15 protein-coding genes are annotated in these 17893 nt (G+C 70.2%); 8 read left to right on the forward strand and 7 right to left on the reverse strand.

Annotated features, from left to right (window positions below; all coding sequences use genetic code 11):
- Positions 1–4: 4 nt before the first annotated feature.
- Together ACQ4L4_RS15905 and ACQ4L4_RS15910 are read right to left on the reverse strand one after the other, a co-directional pair.
- On the reverse strand, positions 5–706 hold the full coding sequence (locus ACQ4L4_RS15905; RefSeq protein WP_431099907.1) for a PEP-CTERM sorting domain-containing protein: 702 nt from the start codon (positions 704–706) through the stop codon (positions 5–7).
- A gap of 277 nt (positions 707–983) precedes the next feature.
- Entirely contained in the window at positions 984–2069 is a 1086-nt protein-coding gene (locus ACQ4L4_RS15910; RefSeq protein ID WP_431099908.1) for an AraC family transcriptional regulator, read from the reverse strand.
- Between the two features lie 77 nt (positions 2070–2146).
- Between ACQ4L4_RS15910 and ACQ4L4_RS15915 the strand changes: the two genes are divergently transcribed.
- Entirely contained in the window at positions 2147–3475 is a 1329-nt protein-coding gene (locus ACQ4L4_RS15915; protein ID WP_431099909.1) for an MFS transporter, read from the forward strand.
- Positions 3476–3763: 288 nt separating this feature from the next.
- On the opposite strand, the gene ACQ4L4_RS15920 is transcribed toward ACQ4L4_RS15915, so the two are convergent.
- The 3 genes from ACQ4L4_RS15920 to ACQ4L4_RS15930 all read right to left on the reverse strand — a co-directional run bounded on the left by ACQ4L4_RS15920 (position 3764) and on the right by ACQ4L4_RS15930 (position 8048).
- Positions 3764–5320, reverse strand: coding sequence for a methyl-accepting chemotaxis protein (locus tag ACQ4L4_RS15920; protein WP_431099910.1), 1557 nt, complete (start codon positions 5318–5320; stop codon positions 3764–3766).
- 335 nt (positions 5321–5655) lie between these two features.
- A complete protein-coding gene (locus ACQ4L4_RS15925; RefSeq protein ID WP_431099911.1) occupies positions 5656–7566 on the reverse strand; it encodes a diguanylate cyclase domain-containing protein in 1911 nt (636 codons plus the stop codon).
- Positions 7567–7634: 68 nt separating this feature from the next.
- A complete protein-coding gene (locus ACQ4L4_RS15930) occupies positions 7635–8048 on the reverse strand; it encodes a response regulator (protein WP_431099913.1) in 414 nt (137 codons plus the stop codon).
- Between the two features lie 384 nt (positions 8049–8432).
- Here ACQ4L4_RS15930 and ACQ4L4_RS15935 point away from each other — a divergent pair, with 384 nt between their 5' ends.
- From ACQ4L4_RS15935 to ACQ4L4_RS15965, 7 genes are all read left to right on the forward strand, one after another.
- Complete coding sequence (locus ACQ4L4_RS15935; protein WP_431099914.1) at positions 8433–10520, forward strand: CocE/NonD family hydrolase; 2088 nt, start codon at positions 8433–8435, stop codon at positions 10518–10520.
- Between the two features lie 214 nt (positions 10521–10734).
- A complete protein-coding gene (locus ACQ4L4_RS15940) occupies positions 10735–11310 on the forward strand; it encodes a hypothetical protein (RefSeq protein ID WP_431099915.1) in 576 nt (191 codons plus the stop codon).
- A gap of 6 nt (positions 11311–11316) precedes the next feature.
- Positions 11317–11715, forward strand: coding sequence for a hypothetical protein (locus ACQ4L4_RS15945; protein ID WP_431099916.1), 399 nt, complete (start codon positions 11317–11319; stop codon positions 11713–11715).
- 78 nt (positions 11716–11793) lie between these two features.
- Positions 11794–12276, forward strand: a complete 483-nt coding sequence (locus ACQ4L4_RS15950) for a hypothetical protein (RefSeq protein ID WP_431099917.1) — start codon at positions 11794–11796, stop codon at positions 12274–12276.
- A 104-nt stretch (positions 12277–12380) separates the two neighbouring features.
- On the forward strand, positions 12381–13322 hold the full coding sequence (locus ACQ4L4_RS15955; protein ID WP_431099918.1) for a DUF2145 domain-containing protein: 942 nt from the start codon (positions 12381–12383) through the stop codon (positions 13320–13322).
- 173 nt (positions 13323–13495) lie between these two features.
- Positions 13496–14674 (forward strand): glycerophosphodiester phosphodiesterase, encoded by a 1179-nt coding sequence (locus ACQ4L4_RS15960; RefSeq protein ID WP_431099919.1) that lies wholly within the window; start codon positions 13496–13498, stop codon positions 14672–14674.
- A 73-nt stretch (positions 14675–14747) separates the two neighbouring features.
- A complete protein-coding gene (locus ACQ4L4_RS15965; protein WP_431099920.1) occupies positions 14748–15944 on the forward strand; it encodes a hypothetical protein in 1197 nt (398 codons plus the stop codon).
- 65 nt (positions 15945–16009) lie between these two features.
- Here the strand turns inward: ACQ4L4_RS15965 and ACQ4L4_RS15970 are convergent, their stop codons facing one another.
- Together ACQ4L4_RS15970 and ACQ4L4_RS15975 are read right to left on the reverse strand one after the other, a co-directional pair.
- Complete coding sequence (locus ACQ4L4_RS15970; protein ID WP_431099921.1) at positions 16010–16762, reverse strand: MBL fold metallo-hydrolase; 753 nt, start codon at positions 16760–16762, stop codon at positions 16010–16012.
- 254 nt (positions 16763–17016) lie between these two features.
- The gene (locus ACQ4L4_RS15975; protein WP_431099922.1) at positions 17017–17700 is read right to left on the reverse strand and encodes an ion channel; all 684 of its coding nucleotides are present in this window, start codon (positions 17698–17700) and stop codon (positions 17017–17019) included.
- Between the last annotated feature and the right edge of the window lie 193 nt (positions 17701–17893).

A 17893-nucleotide genomic window follows, 5' to 3' on the forward strand; every position in this document is an offset into this window, starting at 1 on the left:
CTCCTCAGGCTTGTGCGGTGGTGACGGGCTTGCGGCGGCGGATCAGGCCGGCCACGCCGAGGGCGGCGCCGGCCAGCAGCAGGCTGCCGGGCTCGGGCACGTCGGAGGCGGCGGAGGCGCTCGCGCCGACCAGCTGGATCTCGTACTCGCCGAACTCGCTGGTCAGGCTGCTCCAGCCCGTCAACGCGCCGGCGCCGGGATTGGCGGCGACGTTGCCGCCCTGGCCCAGCAGCGACGGGAAGATCGCCGAACCGCCGCTCACCGGCGTGTAGCTCGCGCCGGTGATGGCCAGGTAGTACAGGCCGCTCACGGTCGGGATGTAGTTGCTCAGCGTCGATTGCGAGCCGCCCACGTCGCCGTCGTCGTCGTTGCCGATCAGGCCCTTGCCGGCGGCATCGAACAGGTACAGCACCGTGTCGAAGAAGTTGTAGTCGATGCCCGATGCGGTGGTCGTGGCGGAGAACGCCGTGCCAGCGGTCAGGTAGATCGCGAACAGGTCCGCGTCGCCGTCGACCGAGCCCTGGATCGCGTCGATCGGGCCGCTGCCCAGGAAGGTCTTGGCCGTGACGATGGTTTCGCCGGCATCGCCGCCGCCTTCGATGAAGACCGCGGCCGCCTGCGCGGACGTCGCCGCGCCGAAGGCCAGGGCTGCGATCGGCAGCCAGGTGTTCTTGAGGCTCTTGAAGCTCTTGATTCGCGTGAACATCGGACGTTCCCCTGAAAAGATGTGGACACCCCGCGCGGCACAAGCGCGCTTGGTGCGGTGCTGAACAGAGGGAACGATGCACAAGCTGTGCCAAGTGTCACGAAATTCCGAGGTAGCTTCCAGAGAACCCCGATGGCATCGGCATTTGCGGGTGCCGTGCGGCGTACACCCCGATCCACGGGGGATCCCCGGGACGCGGGGGTGTAAAGGCCGTCGACTCCGGGTTAGCCCGCGTACGACGCCCCGCCCCGGCCCCGTGACGCCGCGCCGTGCGATGTCAGCCGGCGGGCGGCCGGGCGGCGGAGCGCCGCAACGCGCCGGGCGGCTGGCCCACGATGCGCTTGAACGCGCGACTGAAGGAGGCCTCGGAGTCGTAGCCGAGCCGGTCCGCCGCGACGGCGACGCGCATGCCTTCATGCGCGATCCAGCGGCGGGCCTGGAACATCTTGACCTTGGCGACGTATTTCGCCGGGCTGTCGCCGACGACCTTCGTGAACGCCTCGGCGAAGCGCGAGCGCGAGGCCCCCATCAGGCCGGCCAGCTCGGGCACGCTCCAGTCGCGTTCGGGCTCGGCATGGATGGCGGCGATCACCTTGCCGATGCCGGGGCACTGCACGGCGGCGATCCAGCCGCTGGCGTCGTTGCAGGCACATTCCACCCAGGCGCGGATGATGGTGGCGGCCAGCACGTCGGCCAGCCGCGCGAGGATGCCGCAGGCACCGATCCGGTCCAGCGCCACCTCGCGCTCCATCGCCTCCAGCAGCGTCGGCACGGTCGGGTCGCGACGCGCCAGGTCATTGGCGCGCATCGCGTCCGGCATCATCGCCAGCAGCGGATGCAGCGGGTCCAGGTTGAAGCGCATCGCACCGCAGAACATGACGTCGGGCGGATCCTCGCCGGACGCGGACTCCGCATCCGTGCCCGTGCCTGTGCCCGTGCCTGTGCCTGTGCCTGTGCCTGCGTCTGCGCCTGCGCCTGCGCCGGCCACCGCCTCCGCGCCGACCAGGTAGATGTCCTCCGCGACCGCGCGGCGCGCGATCGAGTCGATCTCCACGGCCGGCAGGTCCGGCGCGCTCGCCAGCACATGCGCACTGCCGCGCGGCAGCAGCACGGCATCGCCGGCGTTCAGTTGGACCCAGTCGGCGCCCGGCGTCATCAGCCAGCAGGTGCCGCGCGCGACGAAGTGGAAGCGCGCCTCCTTGCGCGCCGGGAAGGCGACCGCCCAGGGCGCGCGCAGCAGGCAGCGCCCGTACTCGACGCCCTCCAGCCGCAGCCCCAGCAGGATCTGCGTCAGCAGGTCGGCGGGCTTCAGCGGCGTCGGCGGCAGCGGCTCCGCGGGAGCTCTGGAGGAATCGTCATGCATTTCGGCTCTTCCGGCATGGAAACGCCAGGATCCTACCCATAAGCTGAAGGCCATACCCACTGTCCCTCTTCTCCGCCGTGTCTTCCACCTGCACCGACTGCCTCGACGCCCCCCACACCCCGGTGGGCGCGCCACCCGGGTCCGCATCCCCTTCCCCCACACGCGGAGAGTCCGTCTCCGCCGCGCTCGCGTCGGCGGCGGCCGCCGCCGCCCCGGCTGCGCCTGCGCCTGCCCCTGCCGCTCCTGCTGCCGAGGAAACCGCCCACTGGGCGGCGATCGCCTCGCTGACGATCGGGGTCTTCGGCCTGGTGACGGCGGAGTTCCTGCCCGCGAGCCTGCTCACCGCGATGGCCGCCGACCTGAACATCAGCGCCGGTGCCGCCGGCCAGACCGTCACGGCGACCGCGCTGGTCGGCGCCGTGGCCGCGCCCTCGATCCCGCTGCTGACGCGGCGCTTCGACCGGCGCCTGGTCCTGATCGCGCTGACCCTGCTGCTCGTGCTGTCCAACGTCATGGCCGTCACCGCCTCCAGCCTGGGCGTGCTGCTCGCGGCGCGCGTGATCCTGGGCGTCGCGCTGGGCGGCTTCTGGTCGATGGCGGCGGCGCTGGCGATGCGGCTCGTGCCGATGCACCTGTTCGCGCGCGCCATGTCGGTCATCCTGGCCGGCGTCTCCGTCGCCACCGTGTGCGCGGCGCCGATCGGCGCCTGGATGGGCGAGATGTGGGGCTGGCGCAGCGCCTTCGTCGCGGCGGGCGTGCTCAGCCTGGTGACGCTGGCGGCGCAACTCCTGACCCTGCCCAAGCTGCCGCCCAAGGACAACCCGAACCTGCGCGTCCTCGGCGAGCTGCTGAGCCGCCCCGGCGTGCGCGTCGCGCTGCTGGCGGTGCTGCTCGTCATCTCCGGTCACTTCGCCGGTTTCACCTACATCCGTCCGCTGATGGAGAACATCACCCACCTGCCGGTGTCGATGATCTCGGCGGTGCTGCTGGGTTACGGCATCGGCGGCTTCTTCGGCAACCTCGTCGGCGGTTTCCTCGCCGAGCGCAGCGAGCGGCGCGCCATCGTTGCCGGCGGCTCGTTGATCGTGGTCCTCGCGGCGGCGCTGCTGATGGCGGGCAGCTCGGTCTGGGTCACCGCGGTCGCGGTGGTGCTGTGGGGCTTCGCCTTCGGCGCCTTCCCGGTCGGCTTCCAGACCTGGATCGTGCGGGCCGCGCCGGACCAGGCCGAAGGCGCGGGCGGGCTGCTCGTCGCCGCCTTCCAGATCGCGATCGCCAGCGGCGCCATCGGCGGCGGGATGCTGGTGGACCACATCGGCGCGCTCGGCGGGCCGACCTTCGCGGCGGCGGCGATCACGCTGGGCACGCTGCTGACGCTGCGCCACGGACCGCGCGCGGCGAAGGCCTGAGGCGCACGTCCTTCGAGCCCCCGGGGCCCTGGCGCCCTGGCGCCCTGGCGTCCCTCGATCACTGGAAAGGCTTTCGCATGACCGCCTCTTCGATCTCGACCACGACGACGACCTCGGCTTCATCCTCCAACCTGGGAAAGGCGGTCGTCGCAGTCGCCGCGCCGTGACAGAGGCGTCAGGCCTGCACGCATCGATCGCGCCGGGGCCGGAGTGAGGCTGGGGGTTCGCGGACGCGATGCCCCCTGCCTCGTGAAGCGCCCGCGCTTGGCGAAGCGCGGTCAGGCGGCCTCAGCCGAGCCGGAACTTCGCCACCGACGCGACCAGCGCCTGCGCCTGCTGGCGCAGGCTTTCCGCGGCGGCGGCGGACTCCTCGACCAGCGCGGCGTTCTGCTGCGTGACCTGGTCCATCTGGTTCACCGCCTCGCCGACCTGGTTCACGCCCTGCGACTGCTCACGCGTCGCGCTGCTGATCTCGCCGACGACGTCGGTCACGCGGCCGATCGCCGCGACGATCTCCGCCATCGTCGCGCCGGCCTGCTCGACCAGTCCCGTGCCCTGGTCGACGCGCTCGACGCTGGCCGCGATCAGGGCCTTGATCTCCTTGGCCGCCTCGGCGCTGCGTCCCGCCAGCGAGCGGACCTCGGAGGCCACCACCGCGAAGCCCTTGCCGTGCTCCCCGGCCCGTGCGGCCTCGACGGCGGCGTTCAGCGCCAGGATGTTGGTCTGGAAGGCGATGCCGTCGATGGTGCCGATGATGTCGGCGATGCGCCGGCTGCTCTCGTCGATGCCGCGCATCGTTTCGACGAACTGCGTCACCACCGCGCCGCCGCGATGCGCCACCTCGCTGGCGGAGCGCGCCAGGCGGTCCGCCTGCTGCGCGTTCTCGGAGGTCTGGAGCACCGTCTCGCCGAGCTCGGTCATCGTCGCCGCGGTTTCCTCCAGCGCGCTGGCCTGCTCCTCGGTGCGCTGGCTCAGGTCGTGGTTGCCCATCGCGATCTGGCCGCTGGCGCTGGCCACCGATTCGCTGCCCTCGCGCACATCGCCGACCACCTGCCGCAGGCCGGTCTGCATCGCCTTGAGCGCCGCGATCAGGCTGCGCTCGTCGCCGGGCCGCACGCGGATCTCGCCGCTGAGGTCGCCCTCCGCGACCTGCCGCACCAGGCGGGCCGCCTCGGCCGGATCACCGCCGAGCTGTCGCCGCACATGCCCCAGCAGCAGCACCGCCAGCCCGACGGCCACGGCCACCGACACCACCGTCAGCGACAGGCTCCAGCCGTGCCCGGCGGCATAGCTCTTCGCGGCATCCAGGCGCGACTGATCGCTGCCGGCGGCGTTGTAGTCGGCGCTGCGCTCGATCGCCTTGACCCAGTTGTTGAAACTGTTGCGCGAGTCGGCGCGGAAGAAGGCGCGCGCCTCGGTGTCCGTGCCGTCGCTGCGCGACAGGTGCAGCAGCTTCTCCTGCGCCGTGAAGTAGGCGTCGCGCGCGGCGGCGACCTCGGCGTAGAGCCGGCGCTCCTCGTCGTTGGTGATGAACGGCAGGTAGGCCTTCTCCGCGTCGGCCAGCTCCTTGCGGGCCTGCACGATGTTGCGCTCGATCTGCGCCTGCTCCTGCCGGTCTTCGGACAGCAGATGGTCCGGCTCCATGCGACGGATCTGGTTCGCCTTCACGCGGATCGCCGCCATGTTCTGGATGCTGGGCAGCCAGTCCTCGGCGATCTCGGTCGTGCTGTCATGCACGCGGTTCAACTGCAGCAGGCCCATGCCGCCGACCAGCGCGCACAGCGCCACCAGCATCACGAAGGACACGGTCAACTGCGTGGACAGACGCCAGGTGCCGATGTTCATTGAGCTCTCCTCCCAGTGGCCAGACTTGAATGACATCCCCGGCGTGCGGGCGGATCCCGGGACGCTCTGCACAATCCCCGAGGCCGCCGCGGCGAGTGATGCAGGGCTTCCCTAGCCGACGTCCCGCCGGGGCGCTTCCCCATTCATCGGCACATCGTGCACCGAAGTTGAGCGGAGCGATACGGCAGTCGCCCGCACCGTTCCCGCTGTCACCCGTTGCGGGGACCGTCCCGCGGGCCTGCGCATCAGGCGCAGCAGGCCCGACGGCGCCGCGCCCGCGGCCCGCGCGTGGCAGGGTCGCAGCGGCGCCGGGGCAGCGCAGGTGACAAGGCGGATCATGCCGCCACCGCCCATTCGGAATGCACCTGCCCGGCGATCCGGATCTGACCCTTGCCGGTGCGCTTGACCGCGTACATCGCCTCGTCGGCCGCGTGCAGCAGCTCGCGGCAGGCATCGCGGCCGCCGCCGATCACCGCGCCGATGCTGGCCGCGACCGAGACCTTGTCGCCGCTGTCCAGCGTGATGCGGCGCTGGATCGAGAACAGGCAACGCTGCAGCGTCTGCTCGACGTCCTCCGGCCGGTTGACGCCCGCGAGCAGGATCGCGAACTCGTCGCCGCCCAGGCGCGCGACGACGTCGTCGCCGCGCACCAGGCCCTGCAGGCGTTGCGCGACCTCGGTGAGGACCTCGTCGCCGGCCTCGTGCCCGTGCTGGTCGTTGATGGGCTTGAAGCCGTCCAGGTCCAGGTAGCAGACCGCGAAGCCGCGCCCGGTGCGACGCGCGCCGTTGATCGCGTCGCCGACCTTTTCCTCGAACAGGCGGCGGTTGGGCAGTCCGGTCAGCACGTCGCGCAGCGCCAGGTGCTGCGCCTGCTCCTCGCTGCGCTTGAGGGCGTCGATGTCGACGAGCATCCACATCGATTCGTTCTCCGACAGCACCGTGCCGTGCAGGTCGACCCAGAACTCCGCGCCGTCCAGCCGGCGCATGCGCAGCTGCGTGTGGAAGCGGCCGCCCGATCGCATCGTCGCCAGGCTGGCGTCGCGGACGCGCGCGTGTTCCTGCGGGCTGAGGAAGAGCGTCTGCGCCGCTTGGCCGACGATGCCGCCGGGCAGGCAGCCGAACATGCGTTCCATCGCCGGGTTGCCCCACAGGGCGTGGCCGTCGCGGATGCGGACCATGCCGATCAGGTCGTTCTGCAGCATCGCGTCCTGTTCACGCGCCAGATGCTGCAGCGCGTCCTTGGCGCGGCGTTCGCGGCGATGGATGCGGTGGATCAGCGCCGACGCGGCGGCCACGGCCAGCGCGACCAGCGCCGCCAGCAGCGACTGCTGCACGACCTGCCCGCGCCAGCCGGCCAGGAAGTAGTTGCTGCTCATGCCGGTGAACAGCGTCATCGAATACCCGGGGACCTTGCGGTAGGCGGTGATGCGCTCCACGCGGTCGAGCGCCGTGGGGGTGATGTACACGCCGCGCTCGCGGTTCTGCGCCAGCGAGCGCAACGCCTCCTGGGACAGGAGCTTCGCGCCGAATCCCTTGGTCGAGCTGGGCTCGCTGGCGGAGTGGCGCGCCACGAGGTTCATGCCGTCGGAGCGCAGCGACACCGCGCCCGAGGGGCCGAGCGCGACGCCGCTGAAGCGGTCGACGAAGTGCTGGGCCGTCACCACGGCGTAGACGATGCCGGCGAACTGGCCGTCGTGGTCGATCAGCCGGCGGGCCAGGATGACGCACCAGTGGTTCTGCGCGCGGCTGTTCAGCGGTTCGGAGACGACCATCGCATCGGTCAGCCGCGCCTGCGAGAAGTAGGTCCGGTCGCCGACGTTGAAGGGACGCTCGCCGGGCACCAGGCCGGTGGTGACGGTGCCGTGGATGTCGGTCACGCGCAGCGCGACGACCTGCGGCAGCAGGCCGCGCTGTTCGTCGATCAGCCGGGCCACCATCGCCGTCTGGTCCGGCGACTGGCGCGTGCTGCGGTAGCGCAGCGCGATGGTGGCCAGCGCGTTGTCGGTGTTGCGCAGTTCGGCGCCGACCTCGACGGCCAGGTTCTGCGCGAGGTTCTCGACCACGTCGCGGGCGCGGTCGGTCTCCGTCTCGCGGTGGTTCCAGAGGCTGAGCGCGGTCATCGCGGCCAGCGCCACGATCAGCAGCAGGTTGCCGACCAGCAGCCAGGAGGCCATGGGTCCGCGCGGCGCCCAGGACAGCGTCGGCAGCGGGAACGGCAGCCGGGGCAGTGTCATCGTGAGCTTCATGGCGGGTCCTCCCAGGTCGCTGGATGCGGATGGTCCGGGCTGTGCGTGCCGGTTCGTGGATCGGGAACTCAACCGTTGGCGGCGGCACGCGGGCCGGCGCTCCACGGGACATTGGCGACCCCGCGCCGGCACAGGTCGTTCAGGTCGGCGAGCAGCTTCTCGAAATCGAAGGCCTTGTCATAGAAGGCATCGGCGCCGCCGCGGTGGCACGGTGCGGCGTGGGTGCGGGCGTCCTCGGCGGTGAGCACGAAGACGCGGCCCGCGTAGTCGCGGTCGCGCAGGCGCGACAGCACCGACAGGCCGCAGCCCTGCGACAGGTTCAGGTCCAGCAGCACGACGTCGGGCGTGGTGGCCATGACGACGTCCACGGCCTCGTCCTCGCCGGAGGCCTGCGCGACGACGGTGATGCCGCCCAGCTTCTGGGCGCGACGGACCAGGAGTTGGCGGACGGGGACGTTGTCTTCGATAACGGCGATGTTCATGGGTGTCATCCTCGTCGCCGGACGCCGTCGTCGCCAGCGAGCGGCTGCCACTCGCGATGAGCGCCGCCTGCCGCAGCTGCTGTAGGGACTTGACCTACAGCGCCGCCGGGACGACGGAACCCGCCATCGCCGGGCCGGCCGGGCGTGACATCCTGCGCGCACCCGGGCGTCGTGTGCGCATGGTGCGGGGCCTCCCCATGATCCGGAATCGGACGGCCTCGGCGCCGGTCCGGCGCCGGCGACGGCAAGCCGCATACCCATCGGCCTCCTGATTTCCCCCGTGCCGCGCGCGCCGCGGGCCGGCATAGTCGCCGGGGCATTTCGACAACAGCCCCACAGAGTCGCCGCAGCGACCACCCGACCCTCGGGACCTGGAGACAAGACATGACCCTGGCCTTTCCGACGCAGCGCGGCACGATCCGTCAGTGGCGCGCGCGCAGCCGTGCGCGCTGCCGCGAGTTGATCGTGGCCCTGGCCGCCGGCACCGCGCTCGGCGCCCTCGCGCAGACGACGACGCTGGGCACGCGCGGCACGCTCGCCGCGCCGAATCCCGCCGTGACCGCCAACGCCGGCGCGGCCTGGCCGTCCGCGGCTTATACGCGCGGTCCCGACCATCCCCGCGCGGTGACGCTGCCGCTGCAATTCATCCGGCTCTCGTCGGGCAAGCAGCTGGCGGTGCTGGTCTCGATGCCGGCGGACTTCCTGGGCTTCCCCAAGTCCGGGCGCTATCCCGTGGTGCTGACGCAGACGGCCTATCGGATCGACGTCGGCCAGTTCCTCGGCGTGTTCACGCCGGCCGGCGGCAACACGCTGCTGATCGGCGGACTGGACCAGTTCATGGTGCGCCGCGGCTACGTCACGGTCGCGATCGACGCCCACGGCACCGGCATGAGCGGCGGCGTCACGCAGCTGATCGGCCCCGACGAGCAGCAGGCCTACCGCGAGGCGGTCGAGTGGGTGACGCGGCAGCCGTTCTTCAACGGCAGCATCGGCGTGGCGGGAACGTCCTACCTCGGCATCAGCTCGCTGCTCACCGCGGGGCAGCAGCATCCGGCGATCAAGGCCGCGTTCGCGACGGTGCCGATGGGCGACGCGTACCGCGGCGTCGCGGCGACGGGCGGGCTGTTCAACGCGCAGTTCCTGAGCACCTGGCTGCCGCTGACGCAGTCGCTGAGCGTGGCCAACGCGCCGGAGCTGCTGCTCAATCCCTGGTACGCGAGCCAGATCAACGCCGCGACCGGCGATCACGTCGCGGCCATCGACACCTGGTATGCGCCGACCTTCGACGGCTTCGTCGGCAACGCGAGCGGCATCGCGACCGACGACGGCTCGTTCTGGGCGGGCCGCTCGCCGGTGGAGAGCGCCGGGCGGATCCGCGTGCCGACCTTCATCGTCGGCGCGTCGCTGGACATCTTCCAGCGCGACCAGCCGCTGCTGTACGAGCAGCTCAAGCGCAACGTGACGGCCAAGCTCGCGATCCTGCCGGGATCGCACCTGCAGTCGGTGCAGGGAGGGATCAGCGGCTTCGGCGGCGCGCCGTCGTACGGACCGCCGAGCACGACCTCGCTGCTGCTGCAGTGGTTCGACCAGTACCTGAAGGGACGCGCGGCCGGGGCCGACGCGCTGCCGACGGTGACGCAGTTCGTCGACGGTTACGGCAGCGGCGGCACGCCGCGGTTCGCGACGGCGAGCGACTGGCCGCATCCGAAGATGGCGCCGCAGCGCTGGTACCTGCAACCGGACGGCAGCCTGGCCGCGCGCATCCCGGCGGGCGCGGCGGGGTGGACGGTCTCGGAGCCGCCGGCGCCGACGGCCACGCGCGGGACGGTGCTGGGCACGATCTTCACCGCGAGCGTGCAGATCCGCGATCACAGCGACTGCTCGGCGAGCCAGGTGCAATGGACGCTCGGCCTGGCGGGGCTGCTGCCCAAGCCGTGCTACTCGGACAGCGCGCGTGTCGAGTCCCTGCAAGGCGCGGCCGTCTACGAGACCGCGCCGCTGGCCCAGGACCTCTACCTGAACGGACCGATCCAGGCAGACCTGTGGATCTCGGCGTCGAAGTCGCAGGCGGCGCTGTCGGTGCGCATCGACGATGTCGATCCGGCGACCGGCGCGGTCAAGCCGCTGACGCACGGGTTGATGTCCGCGGCGCACCGCGCGGTGGACACCAGCCGCTCGCGCTTCGTCAACGGCACGATGATCCAGCCGTGGCATCCGTTCACGGCGGGCGCGGCGCTGCCGGTGGTGGCCAACGAGCCGATGCTGGTGCCGGTGGAGGTCTTCCCGGTCGCGGCATTGGTCCGCGCGGGGCACCGGCTGCGCATCGCGGTCAGCGCGAGCAACCAGGCGCAGGGCATCTGGCCGACGCCGCTGCAGCAGCAGGCCAACGGCAATGTGACGACGATCCACGCCGGACCGCTGCGGCCGTCGAGCATCGTGCTGCCGGTGGTGCCGGCGGGGGAACTGAACTGAGTGCCTCTCTCTGCGCGTTGTCGTGAGACAAGCGGGGCAGGCAACGCCTGACCCCGCGAACGCCAATCCCCACTATCTGTAAGCGTCGGGGGAACGACCTACTCACAGGTGTATCCCCCGCCCAAGCGCTCTTCCGAGGGAGTGATTTCCTCAGCTCGCCTGCCGAAACTCCTGGTCATTCGCGATGGCTTCGCAGATCGAAAGGATGAGCGAGATGAGTGCAGTGTTGAAGGAATTGGAAACGCCAGAACAGGCTCCGATCGAAGTACCGATGGCGTTGCAGAAGGAAATATCGGCGCCCGCTTGGACTGAAGGTGTGGATGCGCTGCTCCACCTGCTGCGGTATCCGGAGAAGACCAATCCCTATGTGATTGGCCAGATCCCTGCCCCGGTTTTCAGGCACATCGACTGGGCGGAGGTCCGGGAGGTGCTCTGCCGGCTGTTCGAGGAGAACAGGGAGACATGCGTCGATGCCTACCTCGAGGTCAGGCTGGCCCTCGGCGTGCTGGCGAACAACTCGGTGCGCTTGTGCCGGGGGCCTGTGGACATCAGCCATTGCCTGGCGGAGGACGGTTTCCAATTTGCGCGCGTGACACTGAGTGTCGACACGGACGACGATCGCACCTACGAGCTCGAGGACGAACTACGGATGAACCTCGTGCATTGTCACCGTCGCAGCGGCGGATTCCTGGTGGGCTTCAGGTCCATCCACCCTTGTCAACCCAAGGACTGGAGCGCTTGTCCTCATCCAGATCTCGACGGGGACAATGACGATGGAGACGAGGAGTAACTCACCATGAAGTCCATCGCTGCCAAAGAACTCCTCAAGGACGCAGAGGCGCTTGCCAACGGATTCACGTCGGAGGCTCGGCGCCGATCCGCAGTGTCCCGCGCGTACTACGCTGCATACCACCGGTGCCTGGCATGGGTCAGTCTTCTTCCGAACCGTCCAGAACCGCCGAAATCCGGGAGCGTTCATGTGTGGTTGATCAACTGTCTCAGGGATCCTGACCCCCTGTGCGATGCAAGGATCGCCAAACGCTCTCGGGCGCTCGCCCTTCTGATGAGGGCGCAACGCGACCGGCGAGTTCACGCCGATTACGAGTTGCAGAAGCCGGTCGATCAAAAAGTGATGAACGAACAGATCAAGGGCGTTCGCGAGACCTTCGCGACCTGCGCACACACCGACACCTGAACGTGTCATTGCATCCCCTATGCTTGCGCCGTCCGGCCGCCGTTCCGCGGCCGGACTGACCTGCACATGGACGGTTTTATGCGCCACAGTTCTTCCCGCTTCTCCTTTGTTTCCGCTGCTGCTGCGGCCATTGCCGCGCTCGCGGGCTTCGCGACGATGCCGGCCCACGCCGACAGCATCGTCACCTCCGCCTCGAGCGCCGGCTCGGTGTCCTCGCGCCAGCTGTCCGACTCGATCGGCCAGTCCAGCGACAGCTCCAGCAAGGACCGCAAGGTCGCCGAGGGCGAGTACAAGGTCCTCGCCGTCGAGGACGCCGCCGGTCGCGCCGACACGCAGCGCCTGCGCCTCCAGCCGGTCCGCGCCGAGGGTGGTACCGAGTTCTTCCTCTACGTGCCCAAGCAGGCGATCGCCGGCCAGCCGCTGCGCGTCGGCGACCACGTGCTGGCGCACAAGCGCGACTACGGCTACGAGTTCGCCCGTGCCGAGAACAAGCAGGCCTTCCTGCTCGCGCTGCACGACGACTGGCACCGCGAGCTCGAATCGCATCCGGTGACGCTGTGATTCCCGCCGGGCCCCGCACGCGGGCCCGCGCGGCAAGTCGTCGCACGCTGAGCGGCACCGGCATCGTCCCGGTGCTTCGCGGCCTCGCGTCAACGGTGATCGCGATGACTGCGCTCGCTGCGGCGTCGGCGTCGCAAGCCGCCACCTTCTGCGACCGCGGCGGCGAAGTCAGCGCCACCGAGCAGGACCGCCAGCTCCAGGTCGTCGCGATCGCGCGGCGGGCGCTGGAAGCGAGCGGCGCCTCCGCCGCACTGGTCTCGCGCTCCGGCACGGACCTGAGCCGCTTTCACCTGCAGTACTCCCACAGCGGCATCGCGCTGAAGGACAGCCGCAACAGCCCATGGTCCGTGCGGCAGCTCTACTACGCCTGTGACGAGTCCCAGGCGAAGCTCTACGACCAGGGACTCGCCGGCTTCCTGCTGAGCGCGGGACGCACCGAGCCGATCCGGCTCTCCATCGTCACGCTGCCCGAACGCGACGGCGCCCGCCTCGCCGCCCGCGCGCTGGACAACCGGCTCGCGCTCGCGCTGCTGTCGCCGCGCTACAGCGCCAGCGCCTACGCCTTCAGCACGCAGTACCAGAACTGCAACCAATGGGTGGCGGAGCTCATGGGCTTCGCCTGGGCGCCGCGCGACGACGAAGCGCCCGCGCGCCTCGACGGCGAAGCTCCCGCGCGCCTCGACGGCGCTCCGCCTGTCGAGGGCAGCGCGCCGACACGTCAGCAGGCACAGCGCTGGTTGAAGGGGCTCGGCTACGACCCCTTGCCGGTCGTCGTGCCGTCTCACGCCGTCATGTTCGCGGCCCAGTTCGTCCCGCTGATCCACAGCGACGACCATCCGATCGACGACCTCTACGCGATGCGTCTGAAGGTTTCGACGCCGGCGGCGCTCGAGGCCTTCGCGCACCGGCTCGTTCCCGACGCGCAGCGCGTCGAGTTCTGCGCCATCGGCTCGACGATCGTCGTGCGCAGAGGCTGGGAGCCGCTGCCCGCCGATTGCCGCGCCGCCGACGGCGACGAGGTGCTGCCGCTGGCCGGTGCGATGTAAGACCTGTTTCAGGGGACCCGCCCTCATCAGGGTCATCATCAAAACTTCATCCACTCGGCCCTACCCTTCGGGCGCCATCTGGCCTCACGTTTTTCCAACGCGATCGTCACCCCGCATGAACACGCGGCAGCGACGACGCGCCGAACGTCGATTCCATCCGAAGGAGACATCCGATGAAGCTGCTGCGCACTGCTGCCCTCGCCACCCTCGTCGCCGCCTCGCTGGCGACGGCCGCCTGCGCCCACGGCGGCCAACAGCCCCCGCGCGCCAAGGAGCCGCTGCTGATCGCGCACCGCGGCGCCAGCGGCTACGTGCCCGAACACACGCTCGCCGCCTACTGGCTGGCGATCGAGCAAGGCGCCGACTACGTCGAGCCCGACCTCGTGCTGACGAAGGATGGCGTGCTGGTCGCCCGCCACGAGAACGCCATCGCGATCCTGAATCCCGACGGCTCGGTGCGCGAAGCGACGACCGACGTCGCCGAGCGTCCCGAGTTCGCGTCCCGCAAGGCGACGAAGTCCATCGACGGCGTCGCGATCACCGGCTGGTTCACCGAGGACTTCACGCTGGCCGAGCTCAAGACGCTGCGCGCCCGCGAGCGCATCCCGCAGATCCGCCCGGCCAACGCGCGCTTCAACGACATGTTCGAGGTACCCACCTTCGAGGAGGTGCTGCAACTGGTCCAGCAGGCCAACGAGCGCCGCAGGGAAGAGGACGGCAAGTCCGGCCGGCATGGCCACGGACACGGCCAAAAGGTCAAGCCGATCGGCGTGTATCCGGAGACCAAGCACCCGACCTACTTCGCCGGCATCGGCAAGCCGCTGGAGGAGCCGCTGGTGCGCCTGCTCAACAAGTATGGCTACCGCAGCCCGGACTCGGCGGTCTTCATCCAGTCCTTCGAGGTCGGCAACCTGCGCAAGCTGAACCGCATGACGCGCGTGCCGCTGGTGCAGTTGCTCAACGGCTCGGGCCGGCCCTACGACTTCACGCTGAGCGGCGACACGCGCACCTACGCGGACCTCGCCCAGCCGGCCGGTCTGGCCGAGATCGCGAGCTACGCGCAAGGCATCGGCGCGAACACGAACCTGATGATCCCGCTGGTCGCCGGCCGCCTGGGCACGCCGACGACGCTGGTGAAGGACGCGCATGCGGCCGGCCTGATCGTGCACGGCTGGACCTTCCGTGCGGAGAACGTCTTCCTGCCCGACGACTTCGACAGCAGCGCCGATCCGACGGCGATCGGCAACCTCGCCGGCCAGATCGAGGCCTTCCTCAAGCTCGGCATGGACGGCCTGTTCAGCGACCAGTCCTTCCTGGCGCGCAAGGCGATCGACGCCTACGTGAAGAAGTAGGCTCGTGGGGCGCCGGCGCAAGGGAGTCATGCCACTTCGCTAGACTCCCCCCATCCGACCGGAGTCTTCCACGATGCCTGCCCCCGCGCCTCTGCTGCTGCCCCCGCCCGAGCTCAAGGGTGTCGACCAGGTCGTCGCCGATCCCTTGCGCTTCAAGGCCAAGCTCGCCATCGGCGAGGCGGCCTACGCCTCGCTGCGCATGATCAACCGCGGTCGCGAGGTGTGGGACGTCCTGGGCGCCGCGGGCGCGGGCGCGGCCGTCGCGAAGACGGGCATGGTCGCGTCGCTGCTCGGCGCGTCGGCCACGCCGATCGGCTGGGTCGCCTTTGCCGCGCTCGCGTCGGGCGGCGCCTGCTACGGCATGTACCGCCTGCTCAGCTCGACCAAGGGCGAGCGCGTCATCGAGATCCCCAAGTACCTCAACACGCCGCTGGACACGCTGGGCCTCGCGCTGTTCGACCTCATCGCGCCGCTGTCGCTGCGCCTGGCCGCCGTCGACGGCGCCGTCGAGCCCGCCGAACGCCAGTACCTCGTCGACCATCTGATCGCCGACTGGGGCTTGAATCGCGCCTTCGTCGAGCAGTCCGTGGCCGCGGTCGAAGCACGACTCGGCGGCAGCGAGCTGGAGGCGATGGCCATCGAAGGCGCCGGCTTCCTCCACCTCAACCCCGACTGCAACCACGCCGCGATCGCCAAGGACCTCGGCGTCTTCATGCGAGGGATGCTGGAAGCCGGCGGGCCGCTGACGCCCGAGGAGAACCAGTCGCTCGACACCGTCGTGCGCCTGCTCGCGACCGCGCCGCCGGGCGAGCTCTCCAAGCGCTGGAACCAGACGGTGACGCTCGCCGGCGCCGCGGCCGGACAGGTGCGCACGGTGCTGGTCGATACCGCCGACTGGACGCAGCAGCGCCTGCCGAGCGCCGATCAGGTCCTCGTCACGACGGCCACCGCCGCGACGCAGGCCTGGGACGCCGCGCGCAAGACCGCGGACTGGACGCAGCAGCAGCTTCCGTCGGTCGACCAGGTCCGCGCGCAGGCGGAGAGCACCGTGGCCCAGGCCGCCGATGTCGCGAAGAAGGCGGCCACCTGGACGCAGGAGCGGCTGCCGTCCGCCGAGCAGGTCCGCAACACCACCGCCGAGGCCGCCAACCAGGCGATGGGCGCGGCGAAGAAGGGCTTCGCCTGGGCGAAGGACCTGACCGCGCGCGCCGCCGACACCACCGGCGTCGACAAGCTGCTGCAGCGCGACGATCCGCCGAAGAAGCCGTAAGGGATACGTTCAGCGCGCCACGCTCACGGCGTTGCGCCTGCGGCATCGCACTCACGGCATCGCACTCACGGCATCGCGTAATCACGCTGCGTGACCAGATCGATCCCGCAGCTGATCGACCCCACCCAGTCGATGAACTGCCGCACCGCGTCGCCGACCAGCGGCGCGCCGTGCTGCGGGACGATCATGCGGATCGGCAGCGGCCGGACCATCTCCGCCCACAGCTTCAGCACCTTGCCGCTGACCATGTAGCGACGGTGGAAGGCCGCCATCGACGCGATGTGCGGCCCCAGCGCCGCGATCGGCTGCGTGGGATCGACCCCGATCGACACGCCCAGGTCGCCCGAGAACAGGATCCCGCTCGCCGCGTCCCAGAACTGGAAGTTGCCCTCCGAGTGCATGAAGTGCGCGGGCAGCGCGACCAGCTCGCTCGCGCCCACGGCGATGCGAGTGCCGCGGTCCGGGATGCCGATCACGCGGCCCGCCGTCTTGCCCGGCTTGCAGAAGTGCGGGACGAAACGCTCCCAGATCGTCGAGATGTAGACCGGCGCCGAGGTCGCCGTCATCCATCGGTCCAGCGACGCGATGATGTCCGGATCGGCGTGCGAGGCCAGGATCGCCGACAGCCGGTGCGGCGGGAAGCAGCCCGTCATGCCGAGGTACAGGTCGTTGTAGGCCAGGTTGCCGCCCGGGTCGATCACCGCGCCGGTGTCGCCGTCGACGATCAGGAACTGGTTGGCCTGCACGCCGTCCCCGTGCCCGAAGTCGCTGAACATCAGGCAACGATGACCGCCGCCGTTGAAGAGTTCCATCGGCATGACCGCCTCCCTGATCACTGTGGATCGTTGTGAAAGGCGGCGACGATAGGCGGCGGATCAGCACGCGCCGCGCGCAGTCTGCGCCTGCGGAGCGCGGACCTTGACAATTCGCAAGAGGATCTCAGCACTGCCGCGGCCGCTGGCCCTCACCCCCGCCCTCTCCCGCACGCGGGAGAGGGAGCAAGAGGTGCGTCAATCCAGGTCGGACAGCTTCCGGTGCTCTCCCGCAAGCGGGAGAGGGAGCAACAGTCGCGTCAATCCAGGTCAGACAGCTTCCGGTGCTGGATCAGCGTCAGCCCGATCAAGCGCGACACGACCGCCGCGAGGTACATGACGCCGACGAACATCTCGACCGTCGTGACGGCGCGCGCCAGCGGCTTCACCGGGATCACGTCGCCGATGCCGGTGCTCGACAGCAGCGCGAAGCTGAGGAACATCAGTTCCGTCCACGTGCGCGGCAGCTGCGGATCCACCGCCGCCGCGAAGCTGCCCGGATGCAGCGCCTGCACGACGACGAACACATGCGCGAAGCCCCAGGCCAGCAGCGTGAAGGTGGCGCCGGCGGCGAAGAGCTCGTCGGTCGTCGCGTGCCAGTCGCTCATCATGTAGGAGATCAGGCTCCCGGCGGCATAGAAGTAGAACAACGCCTCCAGCCCCGAGGACCACGGCAGCAACTCCTCCATGTGCCAGAACACCTGCAGCAGCAGCAGCGCGACCGCGGGCAGCGCGATCGTCACGCTCAGCCAGGTCAGCCCCGGCGTTCTGCGCACCATGCGCGTCGTGAAGATCAGGACGACGATGCCGAAGGCGCCCAGCGCCAGCGGCGCCGATCGGCTCGCCTCCAGCAGGGGATAGAGCACCAGCCCGAGCAGTTGCACGATCAGCAGGATCGCGGACGGATGACGCCGCGTGACGGCGAGGACTCGAAGGACGCGCATCGGCGCATTCTCACCGCCGCCGACCGGTCCGCGAAAGCAAGGACGGACCGGCCCCGCCGAAGGAGCCGCCCGACACGCGGATGCGGCGCCGTCCTACGTGCGTCCGCATCGCGAAGCGCTCCAATGAGCCACCCCGACACCGTACGACATGCGAGGCGACGGCCGGGGCGCGTTCATTTCAACATCACATCGC

This window comes from Roseateles noduli, assembly GCF_050626985.1.
Taxonomy (GTDB): domain Bacteria; phylum Pseudomonadota; class Gammaproteobacteria; order Burkholderiales; family Burkholderiaceae_C; genus Roseateles; species Roseateles noduli_A.